At 64.3% G+C, this 12,225-nt stretch carries 10 protein-coding genes; 9 read left to right on the forward strand and 1 reads right to left on the reverse strand.

Features of this window, described 5'->3' with window-relative positions; all coding sequences use genetic code 11:
* Positions 1–101: 101 nt before the first annotated feature.
* The 9 genes from J6497_RS16040 (at position 102) to J6497_RS16080 (ending at position 10,317) form a co-directional block, all read left to right on the forward strand.
* The gene (locus J6497_RS16040) at positions 102–1,190 is read left to right on the forward strand and encodes a S1C family serine protease (protein ID WP_225705243.1); all 1,089 of its coding nucleotides are present in this window, start codon (positions 102–104) and stop codon (positions 1,188–1,190) included.
* Positions 1,191–1,336: 146 nt separating this feature from the next.
* Positions 1,337–3,661, forward strand: coding sequence for a xanthine dehydrogenase family protein molybdopterin-binding subunit (locus J6497_RS16045; RefSeq protein WP_225705228.1), 2,325 nt, complete (start codon positions 1,337–1,339; stop codon positions 3,659–3,661).
* A 250-nt stretch (positions 3,662–3,911) separates the two neighbouring features.
* On the forward strand, positions 3,912–4,757 hold the full coding sequence (locus J6497_RS16050; protein ID WP_225705229.1) for a division plane positioning ATPase MipZ: 846 nt from the start codon (positions 3,912–3,914) through the stop codon (positions 4,755–4,757).
* A 207-nt stretch (positions 4,758–4,964) separates the two neighbouring features.
* Positions 4,965–5,579 carry a LemA family protein gene (locus tag J6497_RS16055; RefSeq protein ID WP_225705230.1) on the forward strand — a complete coding sequence of 205 codons (615 nt, stop codon included), beginning with the start codon at positions 4,965–4,967 and terminating at the stop codon, positions 5,577–5,579.
* 22 nt (positions 5,580–5,601) lie between these two features.
* Positions 5,602–6,489 carry a TPM domain-containing protein gene (locus tag J6497_RS16060; RefSeq protein WP_225705231.1) on the forward strand — a complete coding sequence of 296 codons (888 nt, stop codon included), beginning with the start codon at positions 5,602–5,604 and terminating at the stop codon, positions 6,487–6,489.
* A 1-nt stretch (position 6,490) separates the two neighbouring features.
* On the forward strand, positions 6,491–6,985 hold the full coding sequence (locus J6497_RS16065) for a TPM domain-containing protein (protein ID WP_225705232.1): 495 nt from the start codon (positions 6,491–6,493) through the stop codon (positions 6,983–6,985).
* A 414-nt stretch (positions 6,986–7,399) separates the two neighbouring features.
* On the forward strand, positions 7,400–8,314 hold the full coding sequence (locus J6497_RS16070; protein WP_225705233.1) for a hypothetical protein: 915 nt from the start codon (positions 7,400–7,402) through the stop codon (positions 8,312–8,314).
* 244 nt (positions 8,315–8,558) lie between these two features.
* A complete protein-coding gene (locus J6497_RS16075) occupies positions 8,559–10,124 on the forward strand; it encodes a hypothetical protein (RefSeq protein WP_225705234.1) in 1,566 nt (521 codons plus the stop codon).
* A gap of 31 nt (positions 10,125–10,155) precedes the next feature.
* On the forward strand, positions 10,156–10,317 hold the full coding sequence (locus J6497_RS16080) for a hypothetical protein (RefSeq protein ID WP_225705235.1): 162 nt from the start codon (positions 10,156–10,158) through the stop codon (positions 10,315–10,317).
* 195 nt (positions 10,318–10,512) lie between these two features.
* Here the strand turns inward: J6497_RS16080 and J6497_RS16085 are convergent, their stop codons facing one another.
* Positions 10,513–11,718, reverse strand: a complete 1,206-nt coding sequence (locus J6497_RS16085) for a CaiB/BaiF CoA transferase family protein (protein ID WP_225705236.1) — start codon at positions 11,716–11,718, stop codon at positions 10,513–10,515.
* Positions 11,719–12,225 lie beyond the last annotated feature (507 nt).

Raw genomic sequence — 12,225 nt, forward strand, 5'->3', positions numbered from 1 at the left:
TCATGCTCAAACAAGGGGATCCGGTGCGACGTTGTGGTGACTTTAAGCACTAGAAACCTCCGGCCAGTTGTCGCGTTTGTTGCCGGGGAGATTCGATGCCGATGAATCGTCGCTATCTTGTTATTCTCGCTGTGGTTGCGGCCGTGATGGCGGCTTTGACCGTCAGCAACATTCGCAATGCGCCGTGGACAACCCCGGCCGCCCGCTCTGTCGAGCAGCGTGGCCCGCTTTCCGACGCCGAACGCGCCAATATCGAGATTTTCGAGCGGGTCTCGCCTTCGGTCGTGCAGGTGGCGGCGCAGTCCGCCGCCAATCCGTTCAGCGAGGAATCGGAAGGCGGCGCATCGTCAGGGACCGGATTCATCTGGGACAGTGGCAGTCATGTCGTCACCAACAATCACGTCGTGCAGCAGGCAAGCACGGTCGCGATCCGCTTTGCCTCGGGCGAGGTGGCGCGCGCCGAGCTTGTCGGCACCGCACCGAATTATGACCTTGCGGTGCTGCGGATCAGGAGCGCGCGCACGCTGCCGCCGCCGGTTGCGATCGGCAGTTCGTCCGACCTCAAGGTCGGCCAATTTGCGTTTGCGATCGGCAATCCCTTCGGTCTCGACCAATCGATGTCCAGCGGCATCATCAGCGCGCTCAAACGCCGACTTCCGACCTCCACCGGGCGCGAGATCGCCAACGTGATCCAGACCGATACCGCGATCAATCCCGGCAATTCCGGCGGCCCGCTGCTCGATTCCGCCGGACGGCTGATCGGCGTGACGACGGCGATCCTGTCGCCATCGGGGTCGAATGCCGGCATCGGCTTTGCCGTCCCGGTCGACGTCGTCAACCGCGTGGTCCCCGAACTGATCCGCAATGGCCGGGTGCCGACGCCGGGCATCGGCATTGTCGCCGCGAGCGAGGCAGTTGCCACCCGCTTGGGCACCGAAGGGGTGATCATCGTGCGCACGGCGCCCGGTTCTCCGGCAGAACGTGCCGGAATCCACGGCGTCGATTTCACCTCAGGCAATCTCGGCGACATCATCACGGCGGCCGACGGCAAGCCGGTCCGCCGCCTCTCGGACCTGACTGATCAGCTCGAGCAGATCGGCGCTGGCAAGACGGTGCGGATCAGCCTGAAGCGAGGCTCGGAGACGCGCGATGTCAATGTCGACATCGTCGATATCGGCCGCACGCAATAAAATTCCTGTCATCGCTCTGCGAGCAAGGGTTCGCGCTCTTATGCGCGGGCGGGATAGCGCATCTGCGCCCGTTCGCCATCGGTTGTCTCGCGGCAAAAATCCGCTAAAACGCGCACCATCTCAGGAAGACTTTGAAGGACGAACTGATGAACATTCTTCCCGGCAATTTGCGTTTCGGTGCGGGCCAGCCGGTCAAGCGTTTGGAAGACCAGAGACTGCTCATTGGGAAGGGACAGTTCATCGACGACAAGCCCGAAGACGGCGCGTTGTGGCTGCATGTGCTGCGCTCGCCGCATGCACATGCCAGGATCGTCTCGATCGATACCAAGGCGGCCAGGGAGATGCCGGGCGTCGAGGCGGTCTATACCGGCGCCGATCTCGTGGCCGACAATATCGGCACCATCCCGACGCTTGCGATCTTCAAGCGGCCGGACGGCTCGCCGATGACGGTTCCGCCGCGCCGCCTGCTCGCGCATGAAGCGGTGCGCTTTGCCGGCGAGCCGGTGGCGGTTGTAGTCGCCACGTCTCGCGTGCTGGCGCAGACCGCATCCGAAGCGATCGTGGTCGATTACGAGGTGCTGCCCTCGGTGGTCGATCCGGTCGAGGCGATCAAGCCCGGCGCGCCGCTGGTGTGGCCGGAAGCGCCCGACAACATCGTCGCCGCCATGAGCTATGGCGACGCCGCCAAGGTCGAGGAAGCCTTCGCAAGAGCGGACCACGTGGTCTCGCTCGATCTCGTCAGCCAGCGCCTGGTGCCGTCGGCGATGGAGCCGCGCTCGACGATTGCCGAGATCGAAAAGAAGACCGGCCGCCTGATCCTGCATGTCCAATCGCAGACGCCCGGTTCGACCCGCGACGTGCTGGCGGACGCGGTCCTGAAGCGGCCGAAGGAGAGTATCCGCGTGCTGGTCGGCGATATCGGCGGCGGCTTCGGCCAGAAGACCAACCTCTATCCGGAGGACGGCATTGTCGCCTATGCCGCCACCAAGCTGAACAAGAAGATCCGCTGGCGCGGTGACCGCACCGACGATTTCGTCGGTGGCACGCATGGCCGCGATCTCACCTCGACCGGCGAGTTCGCGCTCGATGCCAAGGGCCGCGTGCTCGCCTATCGCGTGCGCTCGATCGGCGGCACGGGTGCCTATTCGGCCGGCGCGGGCAACATCATTCCGCTGGTGCTGGGGCCGTTCGTGCAGACCGGCGTTTACGATCTGCCGCTGGTGCACTTCGAAGTGAAGTCGGTGATGACCCACACCGCGCCGGTCGGCGCCTATCGCGGCGCAGGCCGGCCGGAAGCGGTGTTCATCGTCGAGCGTCTGTTCGACGCCGCGGCGCGCCAGATCGGCATGGATCCGCGCACGATCCGAAAGGTGAACTACATCAAGCCGGCGCAACTGCCCTACACCAACGCGGTCGGCCAGGTCTACGATTCCGGCGCCTTCGCTCACATGCTCGAGCGCGCCTCCGATCTCGCGGATTGGAACGGCTTTACCGCGCGCAAGAAGGCCGCGAAGAAGAAGAGTCTGCTCTATGGCCGCGGATTGACCAGCTATATCGAGTGGACCGGCGGCCGCGCGCACACCGAGAAGGTCAGCCTGCATGCGACCGCGGAGGGCCGCATCATCCTGCATTCCGGCACCATGGCGATGGGGCAGGGGCTGCAAACCACCTACACCCAGATGATCTCGGACACGCTCGGCATTCCCCTCGACAAGATCGACGTCGTCCAGGGCGACACCGACCTTGCCACCGGTTTCGGCAGCGTCGGCTCGCGCTCGCTGTTCGTCGGCGGCACGGCCGTGGCGGTCTCGACTAACGACATCATCAACAAGGCGCGCGAGAAGGCCTCCAACCTGCTCGAGACTTCCGTCGAGGACATCGAGTATCGCGACGGTTTTCTTACCGTCATCGGCACCGACAAGCGCGTCAGCCTGTTCGAGATCGCCAAGAAGGAAGGTGGCGCGCGACTCTCCGTCGACAGCCAGGGCGAGGTCGACGGGCCGAGCTGGCCGAACGGCACGCACATTTGCGAGGTCGAGATCGATCCGGAGACCGGCGTCACCCGCGTGGTGCGCTATACCACCGTTGACGACGTCGGCATCGCCGTCAACCCGATGCTGGTGACGGGCCAGATTCACGGCGGCGTCGCGCAAGGCATCGGGCAGGCGCTCTATGAGGGCGTCGCCTATAGCGAAGAGGGCCAGCTTTTGACCGCGACCTATCAGGATTATTGCGTGCCCCGCGCGGCCGACATGCCGCCGATTCGGGTCACGCTCGATCCGTCCGCGCCGTGCAAGACCAATCCGCTCGGCGCCAAAGGCTGCGGCGAGTCCGGTGCGATCGGCGGCCCGCCCTGCATCACCAACGGCGTGATGGACGCGCTGAGTGAGCTCGGCATCACCACGCTCAACACCCCGCTGACGCCGGTAAAGATCTGGAAAGCGATCCAGGACGCCAAGGCGAAATCTTAAGCTCTGCTCCCTCCCATGCGTCATTCCGGGGCGCGCGCAGCGCGAGCCCGGAATCCATCGTGCAGCAGATGCGAGCGGTGAAATGGATTCCGGGCTCAGCCCTGCGGGCTGCCCCGGAATGACGAGGGGCCATTCGTCGCGGGATAAACCGGCAACAAAATCAGATCCCCGGACTCTTGCGGGATTCGCGCGAATCAAGCCCAATAGTTGCGCTAAGCGATGACTCAATTGGAACTTGAGAGGCGAAGGCATGTCCGCTCGCGTAATCGTTATTGGCAATGAGAAGGGTGGGTCGGGGAAATCGACCATCGCCATGCATGTGGCGGTTGCGCTGATCAAGTCGGGCCAAGCGGTCGCCACGATTGATCTCGACACGAGGCAACGCAGCTTCACTCGCCTGGTCGAGAATCGGCGCGCGTGGGCCAGGCACCTGCAGCGCGACGTCGGCATTCCCGAACACTTCTGTTTCGGTCAGCTCGCATATCCTTCTGCGGAAGAGGAGGCGGCAGGCTGCAAGGCGCTTGAGGAGACTGTCGAGACACTGGCCGGCCGCTATGATGTCGTCGTCATCGATACACCGGGCCACGACGACTATTTGTCGCGCATGGCGCATGCACTGGCCGACACCCTGATCACGCCGCTCAACGACAGCTTCGTCGATCTCGACGTGCTCGGCACCGTCCACCCTGAGACCTTCCACATTACCGGCACCAGCCATTACGCCGACATGGTCGAGGAAGCGCGCGGCCGCCGCCGCGTGGCGCATCACGGCGCCATCGACTGGATTGTCTTGCGCAATCGCCTGTCCGCGCTCGGCTCGCGCAACAAGCGCCTGGTCGGCGACGGCCTGCAGCAGCTCTCGCATCGGCTGCAGTTCCGCTGCGTGGATGGCCTCGCCGAACGCGTGATCTTCCGCGAATTCTTCCCGCGCGGGCTCACAGCCGTCGACGATCTCGACGAGCTCACGCTCGGCGCGCGCCCGACCATGTCGCATGTCTCCGCACGGTTGGAGATGCTGAAACTGATCACGACGATCGGGCTCGGCAACGCTGTGACTGCTGGCGAAATCGCCGACAGCCGCCAGGCTGTAGCCTGATTCCAGTTTGACCCAAACCCTCGTCATTCTCTCGTCATTCCGGGATGCGCCCTCTTGGGCGCAGGCCCGGAATCCATCCGGCTGCATGCACCGCGGTGAAATGGATTCCGGGTTCGTGCTACGCACGCCCCGGAATGACGAAAAATGTGCAGTCGGCCGCGACCGATCTGGTACTCTGGCGCTGCAAAGCAGACCGGGAGAATTGCGATGCGGAAATTTTGGAGCGTGCTGGCGGCGCTGGCGACATTGAGCCTGACCAATTGCGGCTACAACGCGATCCAGACCAACGACGAGCAGGTCAAGTCGAGCTGGTCGGAAGTGGTCAACCAGTATCAGCGCCGCGCCGATCTCGTGCCCAACCTCGTCAATACCGTGAAAGGCTTTGCGCAGCAGGAGAAGGACGTGCTGCTCGGCGTCACCAACGCGCGCGCCAAGGTCGGCAGCATCCAGGCGACGCCGGAGGTGCTGAACGATCCTGCCGCATTCCAGAAGTTCACGCAGGCGCAGGGCGAACTCACCGGCGCGCTGTCGCGGCTTCTGGTCGTCACCGAGAATTATCCGCAGCTCAAGTCCGATGCGCTGTTCCGTGACCTGGTGTCGCAGCTCGAAGGCACCGAGAACCGCATCACGGTGGCGCGCAACCGCTATATCAAGTCGGTGCAGGACTATAATGTCGGCATCCGCACCTTCCCGACCAACCTGACCGCGATGCTGTTCAGCTACAAGGAGAAGCCGAACTTTACGGTCGAGAACGAGAAGGAAATTTCGGTCGCGCCGAAGGTCGACTTCAACCCGTCGCCATCGCCATCGCCGGCGAAATAGTCCAACGCGCGATCCGCTTCCGATGAACGCTGCACGCGCCATCCTGCTTGCGCTGCTGGTGGGCTGGATTTTTCCGGCCTTCGCCGAAATTGCGGTGCCGCCGCTCACCGGCCGCGTTGTCGACGAGACCGGCACGCTGTCGTCGAGCGAGATCGCCTCGTTGACGCAGACGCTCGAGGACCTTGAGAAACGCAAGGGCAGCCAGATCGCCGTGCTGATCGTGCCGACCACGGGCGAAGAGACCATCGAGCAGTTCTCGATCCGCGTCGCTGAAGCCTGGAAGATCGGCCGCAGGAAGATCGATGACGGCGCATTGCTCGTCATCGCCAAGGACGACCGACATCTGCGCATCGAGGTCGGTTATGGCCTCGAAGGCGTGCTCACGGATGCCACCACAAGGCGCATCATCGACGAGGTCATCGCGCCGAAGTTCAAGTCCGGTGATTTTGCGGGCGGTGTCGCGGCCGGCGTCAGCCGGATGATCCGCCTGATCGACGGCGAGCAGTTGCCGGCGCCGGAGCCCGAGCATTGGCAGGCGCCTAACGTCTTCAACCAGATCGATCCGTTCAATCCGTTCGTTATTGTCGGCATCTTCGTGCTGGGCTCGTTTCTGCGTACCATGCTGGGCCGGCTGCTCGGCGCCGCCGCCACCGGCGGCATCGTCGGCTTTTTCGCCTGGCTGCTTGCGGGTTCATTTGCGGCCGCCGTGCTGCTTGCGATCATCGGTGTCGTCATCACTTTGTTCGCCGGCAGCTGGGGTTGGGGTGGTCCGGGCGGCTATCGCCGCGGCGGCTGGCCAGGTGGCGGCCATGGCGGCTCCTGGTCCGGCGGCGGCCGCTCGCGCGACAGCGGCGGCTTCAGCGGCAGGGGTGGCAGCTTTGGCGGCGGCGGCGCATCGGGGAGCTGGTAGCATGGACATCCGGCGCATCGGCAGGCACCTCATCGAACACCGCTGGCGGCTGCGACAGCTGTTTCCGCCGCGCGTGCTCGACGCGATCGAGCAGGCGATCAAGGCCGGCGAAGCCACCCATTCCGGCCAGATCCGCTTCGTCGTCGAAGGCGCGCTCGACGGCGTGCCCTTGTTGCGCAACCAGCCGGCGCGCGAGCGCGCGCTCGATGTCTTCGCGCATTTGCGTATCTGGGATACCGCACACAATAACGGCGTCCTGATCTACCTCTTGCTCGCCGACCGCGACGTCGAGATCGTCGCGGACCGCGGCATCCACGCCAAGGTGGGCGCGGAAGGTTGGGAGGCGATTTGTCGCACGATGGAAGAAGATTTCCGTGCCGGCCACTTCGAGCAGGGCGTGCTCAAGGGCGTCGAGGCCGTCTCGCGCGAGCTTGCGAGGCACTTTCCCTCGCAGGGCGGACCGAACGAACTGCCGGACACGCCGGTTGTGATGTAGACACCCGTCACTCCGGGGCGATGCGAAGCATCGAACTATGACGTGCAATTGCACATCAGAGAATCCATCGGGCCGCGGGCGCGGGTGGTAGAATAGATTCCGGACTCGCGCGGCGGCGCGCCGCCGTCCGGTCATGTCCGGTTCATCCAGCCTTCCTCAAAAATGACGTCATCTGCCTGACAGTCTGCAGGTCGTGATGGCCCGGAAAGTTCCTTAAATTTCGGTAAGCCCTCCTGCCAGTAACGATTTCGCAAGCAATAAAAGTTACCAAATCGTCAACCTAATCTGGAGACTTTGAACGTGAGTGAGCAAGAGCCTGCCCCGACCCAAGCTGAAGCCGGAGCGAGCGGCGCCGGGGCGGCCGCTCCGTCCCCCGCAAGCGAACCCGTGTCGGCGTCCGCGTCTTCAGCCGATATGAAAGCACCGGAGATCGCAGCCAACCAGGAAGAGACGTCGCCCAAAGCGGACGCTCCCAAATTCGAGGCGCCCAACTTTGAAGCGCCGAAGTCTGACACTCCCAAGTTCGAGGCGATCAAGGCGGAAGCGACCAAGGTGGAGCCGACCGGGAGCGAGCCGGCCGCAGCAGAAGCGCCCCGAAGCCCCGGCAAGCTCATGATCATGTCGCCCGGTGACCGCATCTGGGATGACGAAGGTGTGGCCGCCAACCCCGCCAACGACGAGAAGCCGGCAGCGTCGGGCAAGCGCCGCTTCGCCGCGATGGCGGCGGTCGTCGTGCTCGCGACCGTGGCCGGCGCCATCGGCGGCGCGCTCGCCACGGCGGGTCTCGGCTTTTACACGAAGCCCGCGACGGCAGCAGCTCCTCCGCCGAAGGACGTCGCGCTCGAAGCCTCGATCGCGCGCATCGATGCCGATGTCGTCGCGCTGAAGGCCGGGCTCGAGCACGCCTCCAAGACGGGAACGAGCCAGTTCAACAAGACCAGCGACCGACTCGACAAGCTCGAGAAGGCGCAGGCCGAGCCGGCTGCGAAACTCGCCAAGCTCAGCGAGATTGTCGAGAAGCTGAAGGCCGCTGCAGCCGCACCGGCCTCCGTCGCCGCGGCTCAGCCCGCCGCGGCCAGGGATGTGACCGGCAGCGTGACGCCGCCGGCGGCCACAGCGGCTGCAGCGGCTCCAAAGCCCGAGGTCGGCCGTCTGCCGACCGTGGAAGGCTGGGTGCTGCATGGCGGTGCGTTGATCCAAAGCCGCCGCGGCCTCTACGAGGTCTATGCTGGCGATCCCGTCCCCGGCCTCGGCCGCGTCGATGCGATCCGCCGCCAGGACGGCCGCTGGGTGGTCGTCACCAGCAAGGGCCTGATCGTCGCGCGCTGAAGTGCAATGAGATGAAATCGAGCAGCATCCACAATGGGTGCTGCGCGCCCTTTCCCGCTTCCGGGGAGGGCTGGGGTGGGGCTGCCGCCGCCGGCGAGACCCTTCATGTGGAGAGAACCCTCACCCGGATCGCATCTGGCGATGCAATCCGACCTCTCCCACAAGCGGGAGAGGTGAAGCCTCTCACCGCGATGTGAGGCGGCTTTTGACTTGAATACGCCGCGCCGCACGGTGTTAGTGGGGCATGAGCCGTGTGCTGCGTCTTCTTGTGATCCTGCTCGCCCTGTTGTGTGGCGCCCTGGCGGCGCGTGCCGCGCAGGATAAGGCGCTGGAACGGGGCACCGCGATCACTGATCCATCAGCGCTCCGTGATCTCGATCGCGGCAGGTTCGGTCTCGGCCGCATGCTGTCGCCGCAGCGCCCCGCCGATCTTCCGCTCGACGACGCAGAACTGTTCGCGCTGCCGTCGATGGCGCCGATCCGCGCTGCGCTCGATCGTGAGTTCGATCGCTACGTCGCGAAGCACAAGCAGGAGCTTCCGAACGAATCCATCGGCGTCGGCGACAGCTTCGCTTTCCAGCTGTTCGATCGCGCGCAGCTCTACTCCGCCGGAACGCGCTTCGTGCTGGCCGGCATCGTCAACCGGATGGACCGCGCCTATGTCTCGCCCGAAAGCTGCGGCGAGATCCGCCTGATCTACCGATCGACGCGCGTCGATGCGCCCGTGATCGGTGAGAACGCGGTCTCGCAGCGGCTGCCGATGACGCTCAATCTGGTCTTGAGGGCAAAGGGCGAGGGCGCACGCGACCGCAACGGTGTCGCGATCACCTGCCGCGAGATCGCGCGCCGCTGGCTTGCGGTCGGCGACGTCTCCTCGGCGGGCGAGGGCGCACTTGAAAAGCTCACCGGCAAGGATGGCCCGCTCGATTTGATCGGCTACCAGAATATCGAGCAGATCGAGACCAACCTGCAGATCGCCCACGTGCCGAAGTCGCCAACGCGCGATTTCCGCACCGACTATCTCCTTAAGGTGTTCAACTTCAACCACGACACCGGGCGTTTTGAGGAAGCGCCGCTGGAAAACCAGATCGACCGCGATCGCATCCTGGCCGATGAGGACCTGAAGCGCGAGTTCAAGAGCTGGCTGCTCGATCCCAGGCATTTCGCCGAGCTCGATCGCGGCACGATCCTGATCCCGGACAAATTCCTCGCCAGAGCTGCGATCGCACCGACACCGGTCGGCTTCGACCTGTCGGACCTGCAGCCCGAATATGGGATGATGCGGGATGAAAGCAGCGTGGCTGCATTCGATGACAACGACGTCGTCGGTGCGTTGAAGAAGGCGGCGGAAGACGGCATCAGGCTGCAGAACATCCGCTCGGTCGCCGGCTTCGAGCGCAGGCTGAACGATATCACCTGTGCCGGCTGCCATCAGAGCCGTGGCATCGGCGGGTTCCATTTCCCCGGCGTCGACTGGATGGCGGCCAAGCCGTCGAATACGACCGTGGTGCCGGCCTCGCCGCATTTCGTCGGCGACCAGGTCCGCCGCCGCGACATCCTCGCCGCGTTCGCCCGCGGCGCGCAGCCGGATTTGTCCCGCGGTTTCTCCAATCGCCCGCAGCTACGCAGCAGCACAGAGCTCGCCGGCACCGAGTATGAGGACGGCTGGGGCGCCCATTGCTATCAGCAAAGCGCAAAAGCCGCGGACAACGACCGCAGTTTCCGCAGCTGGACCTGCGCCGAGGGTCTCGCCTGCCAGGCCGCCGGCAAAACTTCGCGGATGGGCATGTGCTTCATCAAAAGCCCGTAAACCATGGTATGCTGTTCATCGGAGGCTGCCCATGAGCGCATCCGACGACAAGCAGCGCAACCGCGAGATCGCCGAGAACGAGGCCGAACGGCAGATGATCGGCGCCGTCCGCGTCAGCACATGGGCGATCGCCGTCACCATCATTGTCGCCGCTATCGCAGCCGGCATCGTCTGGGCGTGGCTCAGCCGCTGATTGCTGCGCCATAGTTCGTTGATGTGCCCTCGCCCCTTGTGGGAGAGGGCTGCTCCGGCGTTGACAACGAACTCGCTTGGGTGAGGGGTTGTCTCCACAAGCACCATCGCCCGTGGAGAGAACCCCTCATCCGGCGCGCATTTCATGCGCGCCACCTTCTCCCACAAGGGGAGAAGGGAAAGGTGGGTGCTTAATTTACGCCACCGCACCGGCAGCGCGCAGCTTCTTGATCGCGGCCTCGTCATATCCCGCCTGTCGCAGGATCTCGTCAGAGTGCTCGCCGACTTCCGGCGGCTTGCGCGGCTGCACTTTCTTCTCGCCGTTAATGAAGATCGGGCTGTTGACGGTCAGCATGGTGTCGTTCTCGAACCGCACCAGCACCTCGTTCTCGATCATCTGCTTGTCGGTCGGGATGTCGTCGAGGATGCCGACCACGCCGAACACGAGGCCATTGCCGTCGAGGATCTTGCGCCATTCGGCAAGGTCCTTGGTCGCGAAGACTTCATCGAGGATCTTGATCAGTTCGACCGAGCGCGCATGGCGGCCGGCCTTGGTGGCGAAGCGCTCGTCGGCGACGAGGTCCTCGCGGCCGAGGCAGCGCGCCAGCGTCGGCCATTGCCGCTCCTCGTTGAGCAGGGACAGGATGATCCAGCGGCTGTCCCTGCACTTGTAGTGGTTGGTCACCGCATTCAGCGCCTCTTCACGCGGCTTGCGCTTGGAGAATTTCGCGCCGCAAAGTTTGGCCTGCGCCAGCACGCTGTTGGCCCAGACACCATTCGCCATCAGATTGGTCGAGACATGCGAGCCTTTGCCGGTGCGCTCGCGCTTGAACAGCGCGGTGACGATCGCGCCGTAGAAGGCCATCGCGCAGGGGTGGTCGCCCATGCCGGCGACGGAGCGTGCCGGCGTGGTGTCCTCATCCGCGCGCACCAGGTCCATCAGGCCGGAACGCGCCCAATAGGCGTTGCTGTCGAAGCCCGGCTTGTTGGCTTCCTCGCCCTTTTCGCCATAGCCGGTGAAGGAGGCGTAGATCAGGCGGTCGTTGAGATGAGCGAGATGGTCATAGGTGATGCCGAGCTTGGCGCGCACCTGCGGCGGCATGTTGGTGATGAAGACGTCGGCCTCCGCGACGAGCTTGTACAGCACCGCCTGCGCCTCCGGCTTGGTGAGGTCGAGCGCCAGGCTCTTCTTGTTGCGCGCTTCCAGGAGCCAGGCGAAATTATGCTCGGTATGGGGATAGCCGGGCAGGTTCGGCAAATTGCGGTAGGGATCGCCGACCCCGGGCGGCTCGATCTTGATCACGTCGGCGCCGAAGTCGGACAGCACGGTCGCGGCCGCCGGCGCGGCAATGAAGCTCGCGCAATCCAGAACCTTCAAGCCTTCAAAGATACCTTTTTCCATCGTGCCGTCGCTCCCGTGACGTTTGTTGCTGTTGTTCGTGAGGTGGAATTACCGCTGCCGATGATCCCGAGGAAGCGACATTTGACCTATGTAGGGCGGGGGATGCAACGGGTTCCCGACGACCGCAGTGCCGTAGGATGGGTAGAGCGAAGCGAAACCCATCGGCGCTGGTCACGCGCGGCGTGAATGGTGGGTTTCGCTTCGCTCTACCCACCCTCATATGGGGATTTGTGAGTCAAGGCCTTTCGATTGGCTTGAGTGAGGTTGGCACGGTGCGAGGGCGGCGCGCGGAGCCATGCGTAGCGCAGCGCGCCGACCGTGTTCCGGGCGAGGATTGGCTTCCGAAGATTTCTGCAGCTCACTGCATCACCTCATATCCGGTCGGACTGGTGTGGTCCGGACCCACATTCCGCATGCTTGCGGCGAGGAAGCCCTGAGGATGAGACCCATCTACAAAACGGCTGTTTGTTCGGCCCATGGGTGGCACGGTCATCATCCATCCCGCGC

The sequence above is a fragment of the Bradyrhizobium cenepequi genome, assembly GCF_020329485.1.
Taxonomy (GTDB): domain Bacteria; phylum Pseudomonadota; class Alphaproteobacteria; order Rhizobiales; family Xanthobacteraceae; genus Bradyrhizobium; species Bradyrhizobium cenepequi.